Origin of the sequence: Pontibacter coccineus (assembly GCF_030546575.1) — a bacterium.
Lineage (GTDB): Bacteria > Bacteroidota > Bacteroidia > Cytophagales > Hymenobacteraceae > Pontibacter > Pontibacter coccineus.
Genome location: NZ_JAUOTN010000005.1, coordinates 183,431 through 206,395, shown reverse-complemented (window position 1 = coordinate 206,395; position 22,965 = coordinate 183,431). Strand labels below are relative to the sequence as shown.

Annotated in this window: 22 protein-coding genes; 21 read left to right on the top strand and 1 reads right to left on the bottom strand. The window is 42.6% G+C overall.

What is annotated here, in order from left to right; all coding sequences use genetic code 11:
* Window positions 1-77: 77 nt before the first annotated feature.
* The 9 genes from Q4E40_RS13595 to Q4E40_RS13555 all read left to right on the top strand — a co-directional run bounded on the left by Q4E40_RS13595 (window position 78) and on the right by Q4E40_RS13555 (window position 7,324).
* Window positions 78-977, top strand: a complete 900-nt coding sequence (locus tag Q4E40_RS13595) for a cell division protein FtsX (protein ID WP_303412893.1) — start codon at window positions 78-80, stop codon at window positions 975-977.
* A gap of 1 nt (window position 978) precedes the next feature.
* A complete protein-coding gene (locus Q4E40_RS13590) occupies window positions 979-1,206 on the top strand; it encodes a DUF3098 domain-containing protein (protein WP_303412892.1) in 228 nt (75 codons plus the stop codon).
* A gap of 4 nt (window positions 1,207-1,210) precedes the next feature.
* Entirely contained in the window at window positions 1,211-2,044 is an 834-nt protein-coding gene (locus Q4E40_RS13585) for an undecaprenyl-diphosphate phosphatase (RefSeq protein WP_303412891.1), read from the top strand.
* A gap of 1 nt (window position 2,045) precedes the next feature.
* Window positions 2,046-2,741 carry a tRNA pseudouridine(55) synthase TruB gene (gene truB / locus Q4E40_RS13580; protein ID WP_303412890.1) on the top strand — a complete coding sequence of 232 codons (696 nt, stop codon included), beginning with the start codon at window positions 2,046-2,048 and terminating at the stop codon, window positions 2,739-2,741.
* Window positions 2,725-3,654 carry a bifunctional riboflavin kinase/FAD synthetase gene (locus Q4E40_RS13575; RefSeq protein ID WP_303412889.1) on the top strand — a complete coding sequence of 310 codons (930 nt, stop codon included), beginning with the start codon at window positions 2,725-2,727 and terminating at the stop codon, window positions 3,652-3,654. Before truB ends, Q4E40_RS13575 begins: the two co-directional genes overlap by 17 nt.
* 163 nt (window positions 3,655-3,817) lie before the next feature.
* Window positions 3,818-4,516, top strand: a complete 699-nt coding sequence (locus Q4E40_RS13570) for a CoA transferase subunit A (protein ID WP_303412887.1) — start codon at window positions 3,818-3,820, stop codon at window positions 4,514-4,516.
* A gap of 31 nt (window positions 4,517-4,547) precedes the next feature.
* Window positions 4,548-4,904, top strand: coding sequence for a four helix bundle protein (locus Q4E40_RS13565; protein WP_303412885.1), 357 nt, complete (start codon window positions 4,548-4,550; stop codon window positions 4,902-4,904).
* Window positions 4,905-4,958: 54 nt separating this feature from the next.
* Complete coding sequence (locus tag Q4E40_RS13560; protein ID WP_303412883.1) at window positions 4,959-5,615, top strand: CoA transferase subunit B; 657 nt, start codon at window positions 4,959-4,961, stop codon at window positions 5,613-5,615.
* A gap of 158 nt (window positions 5,616-5,773) precedes the next feature.
* Complete coding sequence (locus Q4E40_RS13555) at window positions 5,774-7,324, top strand: carbon-nitrogen hydrolase family protein (RefSeq protein WP_303412882.1); 1,551 nt, start codon at window positions 5,774-5,776, stop codon at window positions 7,322-7,324.
* A 92-nt stretch (window positions 7,325-7,416) separates the two neighbouring features.
* On the opposite strand, the gene Q4E40_RS13550 is transcribed toward Q4E40_RS13555, so the two are convergent.
* On the bottom strand, window positions 7,417-8,328 hold the full coding sequence (locus tag Q4E40_RS13550) for a chain length determinant protein (RefSeq protein WP_303412880.1): 912 nt from the start codon (window positions 8,326-8,328) through the stop codon (window positions 7,417-7,419).
* 177 nt (window positions 8,329-8,505) lie between these two features.
* Here Q4E40_RS13550 and Q4E40_RS13545 point away from each other — a divergent pair, with 177 nt between their 5' ends.
* From Q4E40_RS13545 to Q4E40_RS13490, 12 genes are all read left to right on the top strand, one after another.
* Window positions 8,506-9,420: a glycosyltransferase family 2 protein gene (locus tag Q4E40_RS13545; RefSeq protein WP_303412879.1), complete on the top strand. Its 915-nt coding sequence runs from the start codon at window positions 8,506-8,508 to the stop codon at window positions 9,418-9,420.
* A gap of 5 nt (window positions 9,421-9,425) precedes the next feature.
* Window positions 9,426-10,535: a glycosyltransferase family 10 domain-containing protein gene (locus tag Q4E40_RS13540; RefSeq protein ID WP_303412878.1), complete on the top strand. Its 1,110-nt coding sequence runs from the start codon at window positions 9,426-9,428 to the stop codon at window positions 10,533-10,535.
* 14 nt (window positions 10,536-10,549) lie between these two features.
* A complete protein-coding gene (locus Q4E40_RS13535; RefSeq protein WP_303412876.1) occupies window positions 10,550-11,890 on the top strand; it encodes a lipopolysaccharide biosynthesis protein in 1,341 nt (446 codons plus the stop codon).
* A 1,073-nt stretch (window positions 11,891-12,963) separates the two neighbouring features.
* Window positions 12,964-13,725 carry a hypothetical protein gene (locus Q4E40_RS13530; protein WP_303412874.1) on the top strand — a complete coding sequence of 254 codons (762 nt, stop codon included), beginning with the start codon at window positions 12,964-12,966 and terminating at the stop codon, window positions 13,723-13,725.
* A gap of 10 nt (window positions 13,726-13,735) precedes the next feature.
* A complete protein-coding gene (locus Q4E40_RS13525; RefSeq protein WP_303412873.1) occupies window positions 13,736-14,815 on the top strand; it encodes a glycosyltransferase family 4 protein in 1,080 nt (359 codons plus the stop codon).
* Between the two features lie 10 nt (window positions 14,816-14,825).
* Window positions 14,826-15,362, top strand: a complete 537-nt coding sequence (locus tag Q4E40_RS13520) for an acyltransferase (RefSeq protein WP_303412871.1) — start codon at window positions 14,826-14,828, stop codon at window positions 15,360-15,362.
* Between the two features lie 110 nt (window positions 15,363-15,472).
* The gene (locus tag Q4E40_RS13515) at window positions 15,473-16,312 is read left to right on the top strand and encodes a sialate O-acetylesterase (protein WP_303412869.1); all 840 of its coding nucleotides are present in this window, start codon (window positions 15,473-15,475) and stop codon (window positions 16,310-16,312) included.
* A gap of 90 nt (window positions 16,313-16,402) precedes the next feature.
* Window positions 16,403-18,280, top strand: coding sequence for an asparagine synthase (glutamine-hydrolyzing) (gene asnB / locus Q4E40_RS13510; protein ID WP_303412867.1), 1,878 nt, complete (start codon window positions 16,403-16,405; stop codon window positions 18,278-18,280).
* On the top strand, window positions 18,270-19,022 hold the full coding sequence (locus tag Q4E40_RS13505) for a WecB/TagA/CpsF family glycosyltransferase (RefSeq protein WP_303412866.1): 753 nt from the start codon (window positions 18,270-18,272) through the stop codon (window positions 19,020-19,022). Before asnB ends, Q4E40_RS13505 begins: the two co-directional genes overlap by 11 nt.
* 45 nt (window positions 19,023-19,067) lie before the next feature.
* Window positions 19,068-20,171, top strand: a complete 1,104-nt coding sequence (gene wecB / locus Q4E40_RS13500) for a non-hydrolyzing UDP-N-acetylglucosamine 2-epimerase (RefSeq protein ID WP_303412864.1) — start codon at window positions 19,068-19,070, stop codon at window positions 20,169-20,171.
* Window positions 20,172-20,187: 16 nt separating this feature from the next.
* Complete coding sequence (locus Q4E40_RS13495; protein ID WP_303412863.1) at window positions 20,188-21,468, top strand: O-antigen ligase family protein; 1,281 nt, start codon at window positions 20,188-20,190, stop codon at window positions 21,466-21,468.
* 64 nt (window positions 21,469-21,532) lie between these two features.
* On the top strand, window positions 21,533-22,915 hold the full coding sequence (locus Q4E40_RS13490) for an undecaprenyl-phosphate glucose phosphotransferase (protein WP_303412862.1): 1,383 nt from the start codon (window positions 21,533-21,535) through the stop codon (window positions 22,913-22,915).
* The last annotated feature ends 50 nt before the right edge of the window (window positions 22,916-22,965 follow it).

Below are 22,965 nucleotides of genomic sequence, written 5' to 3'. Positions count from 1 at the left end.
CCGGGCTTTTTGCATTAGCTGGTCAGAAGCTCCTCATATTTAAATAATATTTCTATTTTTGCACGGAAGCGTATCGTATGGCAACAACTACAACCAGGACAGTTAAGAAGAAGAAGCTCGGTAATTACCCGCATGCCATGGTGGTGTTCTCCATCTCCCTGGCCTTGTTTGTGATCGGCCTGTTTGGCACACTGCTGATCCATGCCAGCAAACTGTCGGATATTGTGAAGGAAAGCATCGAGATGCAGGTATACCTGGATCGCAACCTGACACAGGTGCAGCTAGATCGTCTACAAAAGACACTCGCCGCAAAGGAATACGTGGGTTACAAAGGCGATACGGCCCAGGTACGGTTCCTCTCAAAAGAAGAAGGCGCCAAGGCATTTTTAGAGGAAACGGGTGAGGATTTTACCGCATTTCTGGGAGACAACCCGCTGCGTGACACGTATGTGCTTCGGATCAACGCCGAGAGTTCCAGTTCGGCGCAACTCAAAGGTATAAAAAACGACATCGAGGGAATTGAGGGCGTGTATGAGGTGCAGTATGTCGAAAGTCTGATCGAATCGATCAACAGCAACATCCAGAAGATCAGCATGTTGCTACTTGGCTTTGCAGGTATACTGGTGCTGGTGGTGATCATCCTGATCAACAATACCATCAAACTGGCGTTATACTCGCAGCGTTTCCTGATCCGTAGTATGCAATTGGTGGGCGCTACGTCGTTCTTTATACAGCGTCCTTTCCTTAACCGCGCCGCTTTTCAGGGCATCATCAGTGGTATAATTGCCTCTGTGCTACTGTTCGCGCTGATGCAGTACGCCTACCGCGAGATTACGGAGCTGAGCCTGCTCAAAGACGAAGAGCAGCTGTACATGCTCATGATCGCGCTCATCGTGCTGGGTGCCGTGATCGGTTTCCTGAGCTCTTACCGCGCTGTACGGAAGTATCTGCGCCTTTCACTTGACGAACTATACTAATATGGAAAATAAGAGCAAGCTTGCCTTTGGCAAAAAAAACTACATTCTGATGCTGGTTGGCATTGTTGTGCTGGCCGTTGGTTTTATCATCATGACGCTTGATAACGAAGAGTACGGCCTGGGCTTTCTGGGCATCACACTGGGACCCATTGTGGTGATGGCCGGCTTTGTGATCGAGCTGTTTGCGATCATGGTAAAAGATAGAACACACGAAAACACACAAGATTAGTTAGATGAGTGAATGGCAGGCTATTATTTTAGCCATAGTTGAAGGACTTACCGAATTTTTGCCTGTATCCTCTACAGGTCACATGATCATCGCTTCGGCCCTGATGGGCATCAACGAGCTACCGATCACCAAAATTTTTGCCGTGAACATACAGTTTGGGGCCATTCTGTCGGTGGTGGTGCTATACTGGAAGCGCTTTATCAACAGTTTTGAGTTTTACCAGAAGTTGTTTCTGGCGTTTATACCTGCGGCTGTCATTGGCTTTCTGCTCAACGATGTGATCGACGCCATGCTGGGCAGCGTGCTTATCACGGCCGTCATGCTGGTGGCGGGCGGTGTGGTGCTGCTCTTCGTGGACAAGTGGTTTGCCCATGCCCAGGAAAACAAGATCACCTACAAGAATGCGCTCGTGATCGGCTTCTTCCAGTGCATCGCCATGATTCCGGGGGTATCGCGTTCTGCGGCTTCCATCATCGGTGGCCTGACACAGGGCATCAACCGGAAGGCAGCTGCTGAGTTCTCCTTTTTCCTGGCAGTGCCCACCATGCTGGCGGCGGCTGGCTATAAGCTGGTGAAAGACCTGCTGAAGCTGGAGATCTCAGACATCCTTACCTTCGATCTCGTAAAAATCAGGAACAGCTTCGACGTGATCACGGGCGATGACCTCAGGCTATTGCTAATCGGCAATATAGTCGCGTTTATCGTGGCAATGATCGCCATCCGGTTCTTTATCAACTTCCTGACCAAGTATGGATTCAAGATGTTTGGGTATTACCGTATCGCACTAGGTATAGCCTTGCTGGCGCTGCTGGCCATGGGTGTTGACTTAAGAGTATAACATGAATTACAACTTTGAAGCAGGCGAGATCCTGCTCCTCAACAAACCGCTTACCTGGACCTCGTTTGACGTGGTGAAGAAAGTGCGCAATACCCTCCGCGTAAAAAAGATCGGCCACGCCGGCACACTCGACCCATTGGCTTCGGGCTTGCTGATCCTGTGCACCGGCAAATTCACCAAGCGCATTGACGAGATTCAGGCACAGGAAAAGGAGTATACCGGCACCATCACCCTGGGCCAGACAACGCCTTCTTACGACCTGGAAACGCCCGTAAGCGAAAGCAAAGACATCAGTCACCTGACCCCAGCCGACATACAGGCGGCTGCCGACAGCTTTGTAGGCACCATCGAGCAGATCCCTCCTATTTACTCAGCAGTGATGATCGACGGCAAGCGCGCCTATGACCTGGCCCGTAAAGGCAAGGAGGCTGAAATGAAACCACGCACTGTCACTATCAAGGTATTTGAGATCATAGGTATAGATGGTGCTGTCATCTCCTTTAAGGTGATCTGCAGCAAAGGCACCTACATCCGCAGCCTGGCCCATGACCTGGGTCAGAAGCTAGGTGTGGGCGCACACCTCTCGGCGCTCGTGCGTACCCGTATCGGGGAGTATAAGCTGGAGGATGCCCTCACCATAGAAGACATACAGCAGATCAGAAGAGCCCAACTCGAAGCAGATGGAAGTAATTCGTGATATAGCTGATTTTCCAAAACTGAGTTTCCCGGTGGTGACCAGCGGCACTTTCGATGGTGTGCATGTGGGTCATCAGAAGATCCTGCAGCGGGTGAAGGAGCGTGCCCGCCAGGCTGATGGCCAGAGCGTGGTCATCACCTACTGGCCCCATCCCCGCCTCGTGCTTTTCCCGGAGGACAACGACCTCAAACTGCTTTCCACTATTGAAGAGCGCATCGAGCAGCTGCGCAGTTTCGGCATCGATTACCTGCTGATCATTCCGTTCACCAAAGCCTTTTCCCGCTTGAGTTCCCGCACCTTTATAGAAGACGTGCTGGTGAAGGCGATTCATACAAAAGTGCTCGTTATTGGCTACGATCATCGTTTCGGCAAAAACCGCGAGGGCAGCTTTGAGCACCTGAAGGCCCGTTCCGCGCAGTATGGCTTTGAGGTGGAAGAGATTCCGCGTCAGGATGTGGACGATATCGGGGTGAGCTCCACCAAGATCCGCAAGGCGATCGAGTCAGGCGATATACCTACCGCCAACCGCTACCTGGGCCATACCTACAGCCTGACTTCAATTGTGGTAGAGGGCAATAAACTAGGCCGCACCATCGGTTTCCCGACGGCCAACCTCGCCCTGCCCACGCCACACAAGCTTATACCCGCCCATGGTGTGTATGCTGTTTGGGTCAGGTATGAAAGCCAGCGCCTGCCCGGCATGATGAACATTGGTGTACGCCCGACTGTGGACGGCTCCCACCTTACCCTGGAAGTGCACCTCATCAACTATGAGGGGAACCTTTACGGGCAAACCTTGACGGTTGAGTTTGTGGAAATGCTGCGCCAGGAACAGAAGTTCGACGGCTTGGATGCCCTGAAGGCACAATTGGCAAAAGATAGGGAAGCGACCCTGCGTACGTTAGCCTCGTAAGTCATTTCACCTTATCTTAATCCTATTTCACCTAAAAACGAAAAGCCATACGTTGTATATGGCTTTTTTTCTATCTAACTTACCTATTCTATAGAATCAATCGTTTAACCGCGACCATAGCAGGTATAGCTATACCTGCCATGGCGTAAGCACATCATAAACTATGATAAATAAAACTGTAAAGAACGTACAGGAGGCCCTACAGGGTGTACAGGATGGCATGACCTTCATGCTGGGCGGATTCGGGCTATGCGGTATACCTGAGAACGCCATACACGAGTTGCTGCGCCTGGGTGTGAAAGACCTGACCTGTATCTCTAATAACGCCGGTGTGGACGACTATGGCATTGGTCTGCTTTTGCAAAAGCGCCAGGTTAAAAAGATGATAGCCAGCTATGTGGGTGAGAATGCCGAGTTTGAGCGTCAGTTACTGAGCGGTGAACTGGAGGTAGAGCTGATTCCGCAAGGTACGCTGGCAGAGCGCATCCGTGCCGGTGGCGCCGGTATACCTGCTTTCTTCACTCCGGCCGGCTACGGCACCGAAGTGGGCGAAGGCAAAGAGAGCCGTGAGTTCAATGGCAAAATGTATTTGATGGAAGCTTGGCTAAAGGCCGACTTCTCGTTTGTGAAGGCCTGGAAAGGCGACACAGCTGGTAACCTGATTTTCAAAGGTACAGCCCGCAATTTCAACCCGATGATGGCTACAGCCGGTAAAATAACGGTGGCGGAGGTAGAGGAGTTGGTGCCGGCTGGCGAGCTGGACCCGAACATGATCCACACCCCCGGCATTTTCGTCCAGCGCATTTTCCAGGGCGAGAAGTACGAGAAGCGTATTGAACAGCGAACAGTGAGAACCTTATAATTTGGAAATTTGAAGATGTAAAAATTTGAAAATGATGGAAAATCAGAAAAACAACATCATACTCGACTGTACATTAGATTTTGCGGTTGATATAATTCTTTATGCTGAGGAACTGGAATCAAAGCGAAAATTTGTAATCGCAAACCAGGTTCTAAAAAGTGGGACTTCTATAGGCGCAAATGTAAGGGAGGCCCAGAATGCAGAGAGTAAGGCTGATTTTATTCATAAGTTCAAGATTGCTGCAAAAGAGGTCGAGGAAACAGAATATTGGCTGATACTTTGCCAACGTGTGCCTTCTTATCCTGACCCAATGCATCTTCAAGAAAAATTAAAGTCCATTAAGCGGATCATTTCCAAAATCATTATCAGTTCGAAAAGCGCAAAGTGAGAGATTGAATCATCTTCAAATCTCCAAATTTTCAAATCTTCAAATCACAAAAAAATGGGACTTGACAAAAATCAGATAGCGAAGAGAATCGCAAAAGAAGTAAAAAACGGAATGTACGTGAACCTGGGCATTGGTATACCTACGCTGGTGGCCAACTACCTTCCGGAGGGGGTGGAAGTGGTGCTGCAGTCAGAAAACGGTCTGCTGGGTATGGGCCCCTTCCCTACTGAAGACAAAGTAGATGCCGACCTGATCAACGCAGGCAAGCAAACCATCACGACCCTGCCGGGCTCCTCTATTTTCAGTTCTGCAGATAGTTTTGGCATGATCCGTGGCGAGCACGTGGATCTGACCATCCTGGGTGCCATGGAGGTGTCGGAACAGGGTGATATTGCCAACTGGAAGATACCGGGCAAGATGGTGAAAGGTATGGGCGGCGCCATGGACCTGGTGGCCTCTGCCAAAAACATCATTGTGGCGATGCAGCACACCGCCCGCGATGGTTCCTCCAAACTGCTAAAAGAATGCACCCTGCCGATTACGGGGGTGAAGTGCATCAAGAAGATCGTAACCGACCTGGCCGTGCTCGAAGTAACGGGGGATGGATTTAAGCTGCTGGAGCGCGCACCGGGCGTATCGGTAGAAGAAATTCAGCGGGCGACTGAAGGGCGTTTGATCGTGGAAGGCGACATTCCGGAAGTGCAGCTCTAAGGGAGCTATACCTATACAATCCAAAGCGCGGTGTCAAAGCTGCGCTTTTTCTTTTTAGATTTGCATGAAGGCAGGATTTACCGCTTTCAGCTAAAATATCATATCAAAACGATACTTGCTTCACGTATACCTGTAGCATGTAACCCCAAACCTGACCTATGAGTGAAAAAATAGAAGCGAATTCGGAGCACCGGCTGTTATTGCGCCAGTTGGAGCTCAAAGATTACAAAGAAGTAAAAGAGATCATGGACCTGGTGTACTCGAACATCGATGGCGCCTGGACCCGCAAGGAGTTTTCCAATCTCCTCAAAAAATTCCCGGAAGGACAGATCTGTATAGAAGACAAAGGCAAGGTGGTGGCCGTGGCCCTCAGCCTGATTGTGGACTATAGCGTGTATGGCGATAAGCATACCTACGACCAGATCATCGACAAGGGCACCTTCAAGTCGCATGACCCCGAGGGCGAGACCCTCTACGGCATCGACGTGTTTGTGCACCCGGACTACCGCAACCTTCGCTTGGGCCGCCGTCTCTACGACGCCCGCAAGGAAATCTGCGAGAACCTGAACCTGCGAGGCATCATTGCCGGCGGTCGTATACCTGGCTACAAGGATTACGCTGATAAACTGACGCCGGCCAAGTACATCGAGATGGTGCGCAACAAGGAGCTCTCAGACCCGGTGCTGTCCTTTCAGCTCAGCAACGACTTCCACGTGCGCAAGATCCTGAAAGGCTACCTGCCAGACGACACCGAGTCGAGGGCTTATGCCACCCTGCTGGAATGGATCAACGTGTACTACGAGGAAAAGGAAAAGCTGCTGGGGGGCAAGAAGAAGATAGTTCGTATCGGCATAGTTCAGTGGCAGATGCGCGCCATAAAGGACCTGGATGATTTTATGCAGCAGGTGGAGTTCTTTGTTGATACCGTCAGCTCCTATAAATCAGACATGGTGGTATTCCCCGAGTTCTTCAACGCTCCGCTGATGGCACTTACCAACGAGGAGTCTCCTTCGGAGGCAATTCGAAGTATGGCTGAGTATACCGAGGAGATCCGGGAGCGCATGATTCACCTGGCTCTCTCCTACAACATCAACATCATTGCGGGCAGCATGCCGGAGTACTACGACAACAAGCTCTACAACGTGAGCTACCTTTGCCGCCGCGACGGCACCTACGACAAGCAGTACAAGCTGCACGTGACGCCGGACGAGTCGCATTACTGGGGTATGCGCGGTGGCCACAAACTGAAGATTTTCGACACGGACATCGGCAAGATCGGCATCCTGATCTGCTACGACGTGGAGTTCCCAGAGTTGGCCCGCATGCTCTCCGACATGGACATGAAGATACTCTTCGTTCCTTTCTGGACGGATACGAAGAATGCTTACCTGCGGGTACGCCTCTGCGCCCAGGCCCGCGCCATAGAAAATGAGTGCTATGTGGCCATCACGGGTAGTGTGGGCAACCTACCGAAGGTAGAGAACATGGACATCCAGTATTCGCAGTCAGCCGTCTTCTCCCCTTCCGACTTCGCCTTCCCGCACGACGCTGTAGTAGCCGAAGCCACCCCAAACACGGAGATGACCCTTATCGCTGACCTGGACCTGGATCTGTTAAAGGACCTTAATACGGCCGGCAGCGTGCGTAATCTAAAAGACCGCAGGAAAGATTTATATAATCTGAGCTGGGTTTTGCGGCAGGAGGAGTAGGAGTTATTAATTAGCTAAGGTTTTAAAACAAAAGGATCGGGCTGCCAAAAATTGGCAGCCCGATCCTTTTGTAAACTCAGGTCAGACAAATGCTAGGCTAAACCTGTTTTTTTCCTTTTTTTATTTTCCAGGTTTATAGCTACAATTATTCCAAGAAGCAGCCCCACCAAACCACTGATTGCTAAATATCTTATTAAACTTGGTCCTGTGGGCCTCAATCTTGGCGTAAATCCTGTTACGATCTCTACGTTTGCAAGCTTTTCAAGATCTGATTCCAGTTCCACCTGCTCCTTGTACATAGTAATGCTTTCTCGGTACAGATTGGTAGGGTCTATTGGCTGTCCATAAACAAATCCACCAACAGGACCTTTCGGCTCACTTACATTCGTTTTCATGCTATCAATAGAAGATATCTCCTCTTTGAGCTTAGAGATCAAATTTTCTACCTGCTTTTGCTTAATACTCTTCTGACGGGCAAAATACCTGTTGTTCTCCAGGTAATTCGTAATTGCAGGCTCGAGACTTTCGAAAAGCAGGGGTTCGTAAATAGTTAACTCGATACGGAACGGAGAGCCTGTCAGTACGCTGTCTTCGTCAATTCTGTCCTGGTCAAGATTTATAAATTTCATTTCCTTGACCTGACGAGCAGCGTCTGCGGTAATATCCAGTCTATTGGCAACAGTTTCGAAGTTATCATCATCGATCATATCTGATAATTTATCTAGCTGATCCTCTATAAATTCATTTCTTATGTTTGCCAGCACTAATGTCATAGAGGAGGTATAGTAAGGCTTAGTTGTCTTGTATACAACGTAACTCACTGCTATACTTGCTCCTACTAATACTGATATCAGTAAAAAATAATTCTTAATAGCACTGGTAAGAAAACTTAAAGCATTGGAAATACCTCTTCCGATAGATTGTAAAATAGAAATCATATCGATGTCAATGTTATCTTCTCTTGCTACTTTCTCACCCCGATATTTAGTTGTTTCCTGTGGCATTTGTAGAAAAATATAGATCAGTTTGATTATACGATCAGGCGGCAAAATAACAAATAATAATCCAATCCGATGTTCAATATTATTATTTATCTTTGCAACTCTGCCATATTATTGAAGCATAAATCATTATTTTTAACTCATCAGTGGCCCAATTCATAAAGCCATACCTGCGCAGTAATGGAAGTATCTATAGTAATGCCTGCCTATAATGCTGCAAACACTATTGCAGAATCTATTGAAAGCGTTTTAAAACAAACTTATAAGAATTGGGAGCTGATCATTGTAAATGATTGCTCTACAGATCAGACTGCGAGTATAGCTAAGAATTACTGTGCAAACAACTCAAAAATAAGGTTGCTGACACACGATGTAAACAAAGGTTTGAGTGCTTCCCGAAATACTGCCATATCACATGCGCAAGGTAAATGGATATGCTTTCTAGATTCAGATGACGTTTGGCACCATGAAAAGCTTGAATTACAATGCGAATTTCACATGCAAAATGAAACTTTTCTAATAAGCCATACCAATTTGGAGTACTTTTGTGCTGATAGAGTTATAAAACGTCCATGGAAATCCTTTACAGAAATCACCTACCCCAAAACTGGCCATCTGCTACCAACGCTCTACTACAAGAACCCGATTGGAGTACTAACGGTCATGGTAGAAAAAGATTTGCTTTTAAAAGTTGGAGGTTTTGATATATCGCTTCCAACACTTGAGGATAATGACTTATGGATAAGAATAGCTGAAAAAGGAACTAGATTCGGCTATCTCTCTAAGGTCTTAGCATATTATCGCATAAGTAATGGGTCACTGTCAAATTCAATAAATAAGTATAAGAAGGCTTACAAAATATTCATTGCCAAGTATGCTGACAAAGTAACTGATCAACAAGGCTTGTTTGATAAAATTTGGGGAAATTATTACAGGCATTTCGGCACTATGTATTTCAAAAACAAAAAATATAGATTGGCTAACCTCTATTTTTGTAAAGCTATCTCACATCACGGAATTAGCTACGTTAGTTTAACTACTCTTTTTTACATTATACTTACCACTACAAAGCTTAAACTAAGAAAAGTGGTTTAACTCTTATGCAAAGAACATTAATTATCTGTGACCTTTTCACGACCAATTTTCTGAATAATAAACTGTTTGACAGAAGTTTTATAGTAAAATTTCCCGGTTCAGCTTTTTGGCCTGACGTTTATGATTTTTGCATACACCAAGGTTGGAGCATCATTACTTCGGATGTTTATTTAGCTGACGAAAAGCAGTATGAGCAGTATGATAAGTACCTTATATCTGAAATGTATACTCCTAATACAGATACTTTAATTCAAAAGGGTATAACACCGCTGATTACATTTTCTCAGGAATCGCCTAATGTTGCTTTAAAATATCATAAAAATCTTTTTTATTATACCGGAAAGTATCGGCACTCAATTCTTTTTAGTGGACTTGAGCAATATGCTAACCCATCAACTACCTACCACAAACTGTATTGGCCTAACAATATGTCTGATAAGTTAGACACTCGTGTTGCTTGGTCTGAAAAAAAACTCCTAGTGATGGTTGCCAGTAACAAGCGTAGGTTCGATGTAGCCATTAATCGGCCTCTATTATCGCTGCGTAGAATTTTAAAGAGGGGCTATGTCCAACTGGTAAAAGCAACCAATCCCTTCTTTAGATTTGAGGATCTTTACACCAAGCGAATTGAAGCTATACTCCATTTCTCAAATGTTGAAGGCTTTGCCTTATATGGTACTCTCTGGGATAAGCCTCATGGCTTGAACAGCAAGTACTACAATGCAGCCAAAAAATTAAACCCAACCAGAGTTGACAGCAAGCATGCCGTACTGGCACAGTATAAATTCAATCTCTGCTTCGAGAACTGCGTTTACCCAGGCTATGTTACTGAAAAAATCTTCGATTGCTTACTATCAGGAACTATTCCTGTTTATTTTGGAGCTCCTGATATAGCAAATTTTGTCCCGAAAGACTGTTACTTGGACTTCAGAGACTATGATAATTTTAAAGATTTACAACATGCTTTGGAAAGTATGACTGAGGAAGAAGCAACAAAACACTTATGTGCTGCTTCTGATTTTGTAAACAGTAATGACTTTAAGAAGTATACAATTCAAAATTTCTCTGAGCTTTTCGACAAAATCCTGATGAAGGAAATTGGCTCGCATGCCTAGTCTAAAGATTTTATATGCTGAAAGACAAAAGTAGCCTGACACAGAAGGTGCTGCAAGGATCGTTCATAAATATGGCTGCGGCAGTTGTAACAAACGTAACCAGATTCCTCCTCGTTTTCATGCTTGCTAGGTATTATATAAAAGAAGAGTTTGGAATCTGGGTTACGATAACATCTATCACAGCGATTCTAGCTACTGGTGACTTTGGAATAGGTAATGCATTACGTAACAAATTATCTGCATATATTCCTCAAGGAACCACTGGAGATAAAGAAGCAGAAAGGCACTATCTGATAGTTCTATATTTCTTCTTTACTTTAACATTAGTATTAAGTGTAGGATTATATGCCTTACAGGATATTCTTCCCTTAGAAGAGCTTTTTAAGACAGACAGCTTATCGCTGCAGTCAGTCGGCAAAAAAATTGTTGTTTGGGTTCAGATAATCTTACTTATAGGTATTCCCTTCGGAATAAGTAATGCCTGTTTTTACTCTTATCATGAATCATACATCGTCGCCTATTTAAATATTTTCCAGGCAGTTTTATCTTTCGCCGTTTTACTGCTGCTGGTATTCACTGATCAATCTATTGTAGTAATTTCCCTTGTAAATTTCACATGTATCCTGATAATGTATATTTCAGGGACTGTAATTTTTGTAAAAAGGCGAGGCTGGAGTCTTTTCAACATTAGCCATATAGGTTCTGGTCCAATTGTGTTAGAGATGCTCCGCAAGGGGTTCCCTTTTTTTATACTTCAAATTTCTAGTGCATTCCTATTTAATGCAGGAACTGTTATCATAAGTTCAAGTATAGGCTTATCTATAGCCACTGAATACAACCTTGTGCAGAAATTATACCTATTTATTTTAGGTGTATATCAGGCTGCATTTAATCCAATGTGGGCAGGCTACTCGCATGCTATAAATACCCAGGCTTGGGATTGGTGTAAGGCTGCACTCCGAAACTCTCTTCTAGTAACACTCGCAATTTTTAGTGCCGCGACTGCTGGAATAACATTTTTTGGCAATTTTGCGCTTAGTTTACTGGCCGGAGAAGAATACGTTACACAAACATCAATGTTTTTGCTGGTGGGTGCATGGGTTACTATGTATACGCTCTGGGCATGTGCACAGACATTCCAGAGCGCTATGGGAAAAATGAATACACTAGTCATAACGACACTTCTTGCAGCTATCAGTGTTACCCCCTTTTCAAAATTGATGTTAGGTTTGCTTGGCATTTACGGCTTACTTTGTGTACAAGTAGCTTTATATTTCATTTTAGCACTCATAGTTATTATCGAAGCATATTGCCTTCTTACTGCAAAGACTAAAGCGATGACAGTATCTAGTTAAAATCTTATCAATGTTTTTTTTAATAAAATCAGGAAGCTTTGCCTCACCTATAAATAGTTAATGATCGCTGACATTAACGGTTAAGAATCAAAGTAATGGATGGTTGAAATTTAGTTAATGTAATTAGAAGATTCTCTTTATCCAGTTGGTCCTATCATTACGATAATACGCATTTGGTATATTTTAGAATTGAAGTCAGTAATTCAATTAGCATACAAAAAAAATGGCCGTTGATTATTCTGAAAAGTCCTCAATAAAACAAATTTGTCTTCTAAAAGAGTTGCTCATTAGAAGTTAGATACAAGCATACCATGTTCTATACAATTCAATATTATTGACTGTAATGGCGATATAATATATCTATTAGAGAAAAGGATTGCGCTTATTCTTGTTTACTAAATTTTTGGAATAACAATGTTATGTAATTCACCGCTATTAGCTTGTTACTTAGAGTTGATATCTCAAAAGTTTAATGCACAATGATTAATAGTTAAAATCGTATTTAAATCTGTTTTGGAAAAGGGATACCAACATATTGAATACAAATCAGAGGATGGATACTCAATTAAAGTGCTAGATTGAGTAGAAAGTGAACGAGGTATCTCTCATTAGCTATAGTGATATAAATGACTTTAACCAGCCTTACTTATATAAGCGAAAGCAAACAAGTCTATTGGGTGCTCAAAATAGCAATCGTAATATTCTTTATTTCCGATATATTTAATAGGTTATTTATTTATGATAACATTAATTTCAGTGTATCTGTTTATGTCAGAGGCATCTTTGAGTTTGTCTTCCTTTTTTTCATAATCGTCTATAGTAATAGAACCCGCTTAAGTTTTATCCTCACTATTCTGATTCTGTTTTGCCTATTCTCAGTAGGCCTTATCCTTTTCAGGCATTCGTACATGCATTATTATAATGCGCTCTTTCACATTTCAGTTTTTAACAAGTATGTCTTTGTTTTCATTATCTACCAGGCAATCTATAAGTTGCAAGATCATAATTATCTGGTTGAGAGGCTTATTACGCTGCTAGAGAATATATTCGTAATTAACTCCGTCATTATCCTCTTGGGAGCGCTTTTCCAAATTGACCTGCTACGCTCTTACCCGGGTGAGGGTGGCTTTAGGTTCGGCTACATTGGTTTCATACCCGCAGTAAATGAGGCAACCTTATTTTATCTGATCGCCATATGCCTTTCCTATTACAGAAGGTATATATTAGGAATATCCTCTAAAAAATTCTATATTATCATTGCAGCCTCTTTACTATTAGGCACCAAGGCTATTTACCTTATCATCATTTCCCTGTTACTGCTGCATTTTCTAAGAACTTCAAGCTTTAAAATCAAAGTGATGGTTCTGTCTACGATCATTATTACCGTTATAGCTGTAAAAACCTATCTAAGTACTGAAGATGCTCAGATAAGATTTGAATATTTTTACCAGATCGCAAACAAACGTGGCCTTTTAACAATGCTTCTATCTGGGCGCGATCTCCTATTACAAGAACACTTTTATGCTAATATAGATCACTGGGGAATTATGAACTTTATCGTTGGCGGTCAGGACCAACTACGCTATCTAGTTGAAATGGACTTCGTTGATTTGTTTCTACTCTTCGGTGCTTTAGGCTCTATTATATATATATCTTTGTTTTTTAGCAGCTTGTTTACATTTAAAAAGAATAGATATTTTAATCTTTATTTTATTCTTATCTATTTTTTTATCGCAGGGTTAGGTGGACATTTCTTTGCCAGTGCTTTAAATGCCCTTTATCTTGCAATATTCTGCATTTATATAAAGGCTACCCAAAGAGTAAATACTACTTAATTTCCTTTGCATGAAAAACAGAATATTTCTGGTATCTAACATGTATCCTTCCAGGAAAGACCCAGGCTATGGCATCTTTGTAAAAAACTTTGAAAGGCATGCAGAGAAAAATGGTTTTGTTATCGTAGACAAAGCCGTAATTGAAGGCAAGGGCATTTCTATTTCACAAAAAGTATTCAAGTACATCTTTTTCTACTATGCTATAATAGCAAAAGGGTTAAGAGGTGACTATGATATGATTTATGCGCACTATATCACACATAGTGCCTTGCCTCTCCTCCTGCTACGGCTAGTGGTTAATAAACCCATTGTGCTCAATGCCCATGGAGACGATGTGATGACGACTTCCAGGGTGCAACATGCACTGCAAATAGTTGTAAAGCGCCTACTTAAGTACACAAACCTGCTCGTTGTTCCCTCCAACTTTTTCGCGCGTAAAGTACGTGAGCTTTACCAAATAGATGAAAGGAAAATTCAGGTATCTCCCTCCGGAGGAGTGGACACCAACCTTTTTAGCCCATTCAGAAAGGAAATTCAGGATAAGGTTGTGATAGGGTACGTAAGCCGGATTGAAGAAAGCAAAGGATGGAGGACTTTTATAAAAGCCATCAGCAAACTGCAACACGACCCGACCTACCAAAATAGGTTTAAAGCATTAGTAGTTGGAGATGGTAGCGATAAGTTAAAACTTCTAGATGAGTTAGAACTTTCTGGTTTACAGCTGTTCGTCTCTTATAAAGGGTTTATCGAACAACAAAAATTGCCTGATGTCTTGAATGAACTCGATGTCCTGGTATTCCCTACCCTGCTGTATGAGAGTCTGGGATTGGTTGGTTTAGAAGCGATGGCCTGCGGAGTACCTGTTATAGGATCCAGAAGAGGCGGTCTGACAGATTATATACGAGAATCAGTCAATGGGTTCTACATTGATCCTGATGATCAAGAGGAACTTTATAGGAAGCTGGTTGGTTTCCTGTCCCTCTCGCTAGCTGAAAGAAAAACACTACAGGCAAATGCCCGCTCTACTGCCCTTCAGTATAGCAGTGATACTGTTTCTCAAGCTCTAATGACAAGACTACAGACCATTTAGAAGCCCCATTATGCATACCATATTAAACAAAATAAAACTGGCTATATACTATATTTTGGTTAGCAAGTTGCCCCATTCCAGGTACTTATCTTTTTCTAATCGGGTCAGGGTATTTTATGTGTCGAAGATTCTTAAACTGATGATTTATGACAAGAGTTCTTATTTCGAGAATAATGTATATATCTCCAGTGGGCCTGATAAGGTAAACATAGGTAGACATTGCCAAATTAATGAGCATGTGTTTATCCAAGGGGCTGTCATAGGAGACTTTGTTATGATTGCACCTCATGTATCCATCCTTAACACATCTCATCAGTTTGCCAGTGTCGATGTACCTATGGTTTTACAGGGAGAAACAAGTTATAAGAATCCAGTTATTGAGGATGATGTCTGGCTTGGCAGGAGTGCTGTGATTATGCCCGGTGTCCGTATTTGTAAAGGCAGTATTGTAGGAGCTGGTGCAGTAGTGACTAGAGATGTACCGCCTTATTGTATTGTGGGTGGAGTTCCTGCAAAAGTGCTGAAAAGGAGACAAAACACAACCTGATGTTTGCTAAATTACTGCGAAAGTAAGCAGCTGAAATTTAGTTATTCAATAGCTAGTTTAGCTATTGGTAATATTTAATTTCAATAAGATAGAGTCAATATTCCTTATCTATGATGCCTTTTCATTTATTACTTGCTGTCATTCTGCTACTAACTTCCTGTTCTTGTGGCAATGATCCTAATAAGTCCCGTACTAATTCAGTAAAAATATTCTTGGTTGCAGGACAGAGTAATGCAAAAGGCTTAGGCAACCAAACTGAGTCTCCTGATAATACTTCATTACCTACCTTTGAATACTTTACAGAGGATAATTCAATAAGACCAATTAAAGATCCAGTAGGATATGCAGGCTGTTATTTTGAAGCCGCTGAATCAGGTAGTGCCTGGCCTGCGTTTTCTAAACGATATTATGAGCTTAGTGGCGATTCCATTGTAATTGTACAGGCCGCTAAGGGTGGTAGCGCCTGTCATAAGCTTGCTGAAACAAATAACTGGGGCAACTGGTCAAAAGATGGAAACCTTTTTAACTGCTCAATCAATAAAGCTCAAATGGCATCACAATACATGAAAACATCTATAAGTGGTGTCATTTGGAGTCAGGGAGAGAATGACGCCGATGCGATAAACAGCGGCATAATCACCAAGACAGAGTACAAGGATGCTTTGAAAGATGTTATTAAGCGCTACCGCGGACTACTGGGGGAAAATGTGAAATTTTATATCATACTTACAGGGTACAATACTACGACACCAACTAAGCACGGGTCAAATGCTGTACGGGCCGCACAGGATGAAATAGCCCAAGAGGACTCTTCTACCTTTATTGTGTATCGCAGAACCGATAAATTCCCTGAATTCGGGTGGATGCATGACGCTGTACACTATAACCAACAAGGTCTTAATGATATTGGAACTGTTTCTGCTGATATAATATTTAAGAGTAACAACTAAGAAATGATGCAATATTAACTTAATTTTACCTTGAAATTAGCTTAGTAATTGTAAACAAACTTAAACAGGTAAACAGCATACCTTATTATAATGTGTGGAATTTTAGGTTCAGTAAATATTGCATTTGATAACACAACTTTAGATACTATTAAACACAGGGGGCCAGATGACTTTGGTTTTGAAGAATTTAAAGTTAATCGCCATACTGTACTCCTTAGCCAACGACGCTTATCTATAATAGACCTTTCCCCCGCTGGTCACCAGCCCATGTTATCCGGCTGTAAAGACTATGCCTTGATTTTCAATGGTGAAATATACAATCATTTAGATCTACGAGAAAGATTACCTGACACTATACAGTATAGAGGTCATTCAGATACCGAAACAATTCTATACTACCTGATTGAGCATGGCATTGAGGGCGTCAGGGACCTGAATGGTATTTTTGCAATTGCTTTTCTGGATATAAAAAAGGGCAAGCTATACCTAGCCAGAGACCCTTTTGGCGTAAAGCCGCTCTACTATCATACCACTCAGAATAATAGTATTATCTTTTCTTCCGAGATCAGACCTATAAAGGCGATACTAGAGGAAACAACTATTAACAAGGAAGCTCTTGCCTCGCTCCTCAGATTAAGGTATAATCCTTCTCCGCATACGCTTCATCAACAGGTAGAGAAAATTCGACCAGGCCACTATCTGGAGATAACCCTGAGTGATCGGCATGCTGTATTAAAAGAACATCATTATATAGAACCCGTTCCTAAAACGAGGTCATATGGGTCAGAAGATGTAGTTAGAATATATGGACAGAAACTGGAAGAGGCTGTAAAGAGACAGCTCCTTTCTGATGTAGAGATCGGCGTATTACTAAGCGGAGGTATTGATTCTGCCATGGTGGCGGCTCTGGCTTCCAGGCATTACAAAGGAAAGCTAAAAGCCTATACTATTGGGTTTGAAGGCAATTTCGACGAAGACGAAATTGATGATGCAGCAGAAACGGCTCGCATTCTTGGCTTAGACCACTATTACAAAAAAATCTCATTCCCTGATTTTCTGGACACAATCGAAAAATGCTGCCATATTGTGGAAGAGCCGCTGGCTACCACTTCCATGATTCCAATGTATTTTCTGTCAGAACTCGCCTCCCAACAAGTGAAAGTGGTGCTTACAGGCCAGGGGGCAGATGAACCACTGGGAGGCTATACCCGCTATAAATCAGAGCTTATGTTTAGCCATACCCCGGCCTTGCTTAGAGGTTTGGCATTACCAGTGGCCAAGGCTATGAGGCTTGGCAACGAAAATGCAGTAAAGGGTGCTAAGTCGCTCAACATCAAAGATGATGTTAAACGTTTTCTCTCAGTTTATGAGGTGTTCGACGATCAGGAAATCATACAGTTAATTGGTACTGCAGATAGGCAAAGCATCAAAAGTATAGACTATTACTATCAACTACTGGACTGTAGGCGAAAGGAAAGTACAGTCGAGAGAATGATGGCGTTAGACACCCGTATGAACCTTGCAGATGACCTTTTGAACTATACGGATAAGATTACCATGCATTTTTCTATGGAGTGCAGGGTGCCGATGCTGGATCTGGAACTTGTCAGTTTTATCGAGTCTTTACCGCAACGATTCAAGGTGAATATGAAGGGTGGCAAGCTCATTCATAAAAGGTTTGCAGAAGAATTGCTGCCTGTTAGCATCATAAGCCGCAAGAAGAAAGGGTTTCTTTCTCCTACGAATAGATGGTTTAAAAATGAGGCTTCCGTTCTCAAAGAAATACTTCTATCACGTGGCACGACTTTTTCAGAAGTATTCAATCAGGTTTATGTTGCTCAACTAATAGAACAGCATGAACATGGATACAATCGTGAAAAGCATATTTTTCTTCTGTTAAATATTTATTTTTGGCTGAAATCTCTCAATCAGAAAGAAACAACCTCATCATTCTTACATGCACAATAGAATCACCTTACTGAACTGTCCTATTGATGCGCTCACTATGGAACAAACCCTTAGTAAAATAGACAGCGCCATTGTCAGGAAGAAAAGGATACATCATGTTGTTGTGAATGCGGCAAAGCTGGTGAACGCTCAAAAAGACGATCTTCTAAGACAGTCGATTATAAACTGTGATATTATTAATGCGGATGGTCAGGCAGTAGTATGGGCATCAAAAATACTGAATAGAGCATTGCCTGAACGTGTGGCCGGTATTGACTTGATGGAGGCTTTGGTCAAATTAGCAGCAGAGAAAGGCTATAAGATTTTCTTTTTGGGAGCGGCCGAGGAAGTTGTGACAAATGTAGTAGAGAAGTATACAAAAACATACGGTGGGGACATTATTGGGGGATACCGCAATGGCTATTTTGGAAAAGAGGAGGAAGCTGCAGTTGCCAAAGCGATAGCCGAATCTAAATCCGATATATTATTTGTGGCCATGAGTTCGCCCAAAAAAGAGGTGTTTTTGGACACCTATAAAGACATCATTCAGATGCCATTCATAATGGGTGTAGGCGGTAGCTTTGACGTAGTGGCCGGAAAAGTAAAAAGGGCTCCGGTGTGGATGCAAAAATCTGGGCTGGAATGGTTTTACAGAGTTATCCAGGAGCCAGGTCGTATGTGGAAACGCTACCTCTATACGAACACTAGCTTTATTTATCTTATTACAAGAGAGAAATTCAGATTACTCTCATTAAAAAAGTAAAGATTTTACCTTACTCTCTCAAATTTTTAGGAGTTAAGAAGTTATATGGACGTTACAATTATTGCTGGGGCTCGACCTAATTTTATGAAAATAGCTCCAATTATTGATGCTATTGAACAGAAATCTGCAGAAGGCTTTCCTATACGGTATCGACTGGTTCATACTGGGCAGCACTATGATAAAAAAATGAGTCATGACTTCTTTGAACAGCTAGGAATCCCGGAGCCACATGTTAATCTGGAAGCTGGAGGTGGCACACAGGCTGAACAGACTGCCAATATTATGGTTAGATTCGAAAAAGACTTGATGGAAAACCCTGCGGACCTCGTCTTAGTCGTCGGTGATGTTACCTCAACCATGGCATGTTCCATTGTAGCTAAGAAACTGCATACGAGAGTGGCACATGTGGAGGCTGGCATAAGGTCCGGTGATATCAAAATGCCTGAAGAAATAAACCGCATTGTAACTGATGCTATTACGGATTATTTCTTTACAACATCTGAGGTAGCCAATGAGAACCTGCGTAAGAATGGCATAAGTGATGATCGTATATTTTATGTCGGAAATACGATGATTGACACCCTATTGAAGCAAATGCCTAACTTCAAAAAACCTTCAATCTGGGAAAGTGCCGCATTAACTGCGGGCGAGTATCTGGTTCTTACCCTTCATAGGCCATCTAATGTGGATCAGGAGCAAGAGTTACTGGAACTGATCGATGAAATTGTAAAGCTAAGCGGAGAGTTACCCGTAATATTCCCTGTACATCCAAGAACTGCCTCGATATTGTCTAAAACGGCTGTTTCTGCTCCAAACCTCTACCTGATTGAACCGCTAAGTTATTTAGAGTTCAATTACCTTGTCAAATATGCAAAGGCAGTCATAACGGATTCCGGTGGTATAACAGAAGAGACAACAGTAATGGGTATACCCTGCATGACGCTGCGTGATAGTACAGAAAGACCTGAGACATGCACTATAGGCACCAATGAGCTGCTAGGCACCAAAAAAGAGGCGTTAGGGCCGGCGTTTGAGAAGCTGCACAATGGCAGCTGGAAAAAAGGCGCTATCCCCAACTTATGGGATGGGAAGACCTCAGAAAGGATCGTTCAACATTTGGTAGCACTTCCTGAATTGTCCTTCGATTAACGATTGCTGAACATTGATGAATATTAGACCATCTCAGAGCAATAGTTCTCTTAGCGAAAATTTATTCTATGCCGGCGTTCTCGCATTTGCAGCTACTCTACCGCTCGCCTTCTTTATACTTAATAATATAGCTGCAATAGTTATTGTTATAAGCTGGTTATGGCTTTTAGCGCAAGGTAAAGTAAGGATTCGCCCCGCTAAGTCAGCATATTTTTTTATTTTTATCTCTCTCTTCATAATATATGCGGTTGGTGTTGTTTATAGTACCAACATAAAAGAAGCATTTCGGCAGTTAGAGATTATGCTCCTCTTGCTTATTCTCCCGCTCGTTTTAGGTAGCGTCCCTCCGATTTCTAAACGAAAGATAATGTCTATCTTCTTAGTATTCGCAGTTACTAGCACCCTTATTGCGCTTCTTTGCATTGTAGAGACACTTTTGAGAAATTATAGGTTAGGCTTTGAGTTTGCAACGCATAATGCCTGGTATTACTCTTCGGAAGGCCTGGTACAGGGTTTTGGATTTCATCCAAACTATATGGCGATCTATTCCCTTTTTACCATACTAATACTGATACAATATATTCCATTTCTATATACGCCTAAAAGAAAGTACATTATTATATTGGTAGTAGTAACGATCTGTCTGCATATAGCTTTTATCGCTGCTTTGTCAGCCAGAACACAGATTTTCATTTTATTAATCCTTGTTCCACTTTGGATTTTATATTACACATTAAAATACCGAAGATTCAAGACTGGTATTTTATTATTGGTTCTATGCACTGGGCTCATCTCTACAAGTATAATGGTAAGCCCAATATTAAAAGAAAAGTTTAAGGGATTATTAAATATCGATGTCGACCAGGATAATGAAAAATTTAGTGCAAGTTTAAGAATTCAGAAGTGGAGATCAGCTTATAATATATTTAAAGAGAACCCTATTATAGGCGTCGGAACAGGTGACATGCAAGATCGATTACAGATAGAATATTATAATAATAACTACGAAATTCCATATACTTTACGTTATACTGCTCATAACCAGTACTTAGATACAGCTGCCAGACTTGGGATTATAGGACTTCTCTCATTAATAGCATGCCTTCTGTACCCTATGGTAAGGTCTGTCAAAACCAAGGATATATTATATTTTAGTTTTTTGCTGATTATTTTCATCAGCCTTATACCTGAAATGGTTCTTACTTTAAACAAAGGCGTAGCCTTTTATGCTTTTTTCAATTCAATTATGGCATTTCATTCCGATAACTTTTCAAATGATGCCCCACCAATACATTGAATCAATTTGATAAATAACATATTCAAATTTACCTTTGGTCTAGACAGAATCTATTTTAGGTAAAATGCCCGGCCTGTATTCCAGATATATTAAGCCCCTTCATGCATTAGGCGATGCTGTGGCTATTACAACTTCTGCAGCGACTGCTTATTGGCTGACGGAGGATACATTAGCTGGTTTTATTACAGGAACCTACGCCAATTTTCTGGTCTATGCCCTGATTGCTTGGTTCATGTGTACGAGTTTGCTCGGCATTTATAAGTTTTATAGAGTTACCAGGCTCCTCAAAATAGTAGTGAATGTCCTGAAAGTGACACTGCTCTATTTGATTTTGATTGAGGCGATCCTCAATATCCTGAATACCCAAGTTTTCTCCCGAAGCTTCTTACTTCACCACTACCTCATACTTGCTTGCTTGGTAATTCTCTGGCGCATCATCGTCATCACGTCGCTGCGGGTGTACAGAAAGAAGGGGTATAATTACCGGAAAGTAATAATCATCGGCTATACAGCTCCAGGCAAGGAACTGCGACGCTTCTTTAAGAATCACCCCGAACACGGCTACCGTTTTCTGGGTTTTTTTGATGATAAGCATGCGCAGGAACCCGGTGTAGTTGGCACTATTAATGAAATAGAGGATTTTGTGTCGCAAAACGAAGTAGATGAAATATATTGTAGTCCCTTTGAACTGCAAAAGCACCAGATCGTGCGTTTGCTCAGCTTTGTGGACAATAACCTGATTCGATTGAAATTTCTTCCTGAGCCAGGTGGCCTGCCTTACCAGAAGCTACAAGTAGATTTCTATGATATGTTACCTGTGCTTATTTTTCGCTCTATCCCGCTGGATGATTCGATCAATAAGTTTCTGAAGCGTGCCTTTGACATTGTCTTTTCATCATTTGTCATAATTTTTATCCTTTCCTGGCTGTTGCCTATCCTCGCAGTTTTGATTAGGCTCGATTCTAAGGGTCCTATTTTATTTAAGCAGGAACGCTCGGGCCTGGATAACCAGAAATTTAAATGCTGGAAACTCCGGACCATGTATGTGAACAGTGAGTCTAATTCCAAACAGGCACAACGGGGTGATTCCCGCATTACGCCTATAGGAGCCATTCTTCGTAAGACTAGTCTGGACGAGCTGCCGCAGTTTTTCAATGTATTAATGGGGCAAATGTCGATTGTAGGTCCAAGGCCTCATATGCTGAGCCATACCATGTATTACTCCACGCTCGTGGATAAGTTTATGGTGCGACACTTCATCAAACCAGGTATAACAGGCTTATCGCAGGTGCGTGGCTTCCGTGGCGACACGAGCGAGATACACCAGATGCGCGGCCGGGTGAAACTCGACATCTTTTACCTTGAGAACTGGTCTTTCTTTCTGGATCTTAAAATCGTCTTCTATACTGTGTATAATATGCTGCGCGGGGAAGACAACGCATTTTAAAAATCAGTCCGTGCATTTGCTCCTGTTTTAGTAACTTCGCCTTCAAAGTT

What these genes read in the sequence shown, in the direction of transcription:
- Q4E40_RS13595 (WP_303412893.1), top strand. Translation starts at nt 78, where the DNA reads ATGGCAACAACTACAACCAGGACAGTTAAGAAGAAGAAGCTCGGTAAT.
- Q4E40_RS13590 (WP_303412892.1), top strand. Translation starts at nt 979, where the DNA reads ATGGAAAATAAGAGCAAGCTTGCCTTTGGCAAAAAAAACTACATTCTG.
- Q4E40_RS13585 (WP_303412891.1), top strand. Translation starts at nt 1,211, where the DNA reads ATGAGTGAATGGCAGGCTATTATTTTAGCCATAGTTGAAGGACTTACC.
- truB (WP_303412890.1), top strand. Translation starts at nt 2,046, where the DNA reads ATGAATTACAACTTTGAAGCAGGCGAGATCCTGCTCCTCAACAAACCG.
- Q4E40_RS13575 (WP_303412889.1), top strand. Translation starts at nt 2,725, where the DNA reads ATGGAAGTAATTCGTGATATAGCTGATTTTCCAAAACTGAGTTTCCCG.
- Q4E40_RS13570 (WP_303412887.1), top strand. Translation starts at nt 3,818, where the DNA reads ATGATAAATAAAACTGTAAAGAACGTACAGGAGGCCCTACAGGGTGTA.
- Q4E40_RS13565 (WP_303412885.1), top strand. Translation starts at nt 4,548, where the DNA reads ATGATGGAAAATCAGAAAAACAACATCATACTCGACTGTACATTAGAT.
- Q4E40_RS13560 (WP_303412883.1), top strand. Translation starts at nt 4,959, where the DNA reads ATGGGACTTGACAAAAATCAGATAGCGAAGAGAATCGCAAAAGAAGTA.
- Q4E40_RS13555 (WP_303412882.1), top strand. Translation starts at nt 5,774, where the DNA reads ATGAGTGAAAAAATAGAAGCGAATTCGGAGCACCGGCTGTTATTGCGC.
- Q4E40_RS13550 (WP_303412880.1), bottom strand. Translation starts at nt 8,328, where the DNA reads ATGCCACAGGAAACAACTAAATATCGGGGTGAGAAAGTAGCAAGAGAA.
- Q4E40_RS13545 (WP_303412879.1), top strand. Translation starts at nt 8,506, where the DNA reads ATGGAAGTATCTATAGTAATGCCTGCCTATAATGCTGCAAACACTATT.
- Q4E40_RS13540 (WP_303412878.1), top strand. Translation starts at nt 9,426, where the DNA reads ATGCAAAGAACATTAATTATCTGTGACCTTTTCACGACCAATTTTCTG.
- Q4E40_RS13535 (WP_303412876.1), top strand. Translation starts at nt 10,550, where the DNA reads ATGCTGAAAGACAAAAGTAGCCTGACACAGAAGGTGCTGCAAGGATCG.
- Q4E40_RS13525 (WP_303412873.1), top strand. Translation starts at nt 13,736, where the DNA reads ATGAAAAACAGAATATTTCTGGTATCTAACATGTATCCTTCCAGGAAA.
- Q4E40_RS13520 (WP_303412871.1), top strand. Translation starts at nt 14,826, where the DNA reads ATGCATACCATATTAAACAAAATAAAACTGGCTATATACTATATTTTG.
- Q4E40_RS13515 (WP_303412869.1), top strand. Translation starts at nt 15,473, where the DNA reads ATGATGCCTTTTCATTTATTACTTGCTGTCATTCTGCTACTAACTTCC.
- asnB (WP_303412867.1), top strand. Translation starts at nt 16,403, where the DNA reads ATGTGTGGAATTTTAGGTTCAGTAAATATTGCATTTGATAACACAACT.
- Q4E40_RS13505 (WP_303412866.1), top strand. Translation starts at nt 18,270, where the DNA reads ATGCACAATAGAATCACCTTACTGAACTGTCCTATTGATGCGCTCACT.
- wecB (WP_303412864.1), top strand. Translation starts at nt 19,068, where the DNA reads ATGGACGTTACAATTATTGCTGGGGCTCGACCTAATTTTATGAAAATA.
- Q4E40_RS13495 (WP_303412863.1), top strand. Translation starts at nt 20,188, where the DNA reads ATGAATATTAGACCATCTCAGAGCAATAGTTCTCTTAGCGAAAATTTA.
- Q4E40_RS13490 (WP_303412862.1), top strand. Translation starts at nt 21,533, where the DNA reads ATGCCCGGCCTGTATTCCAGATATATTAAGCCCCTTCATGCATTAGGC.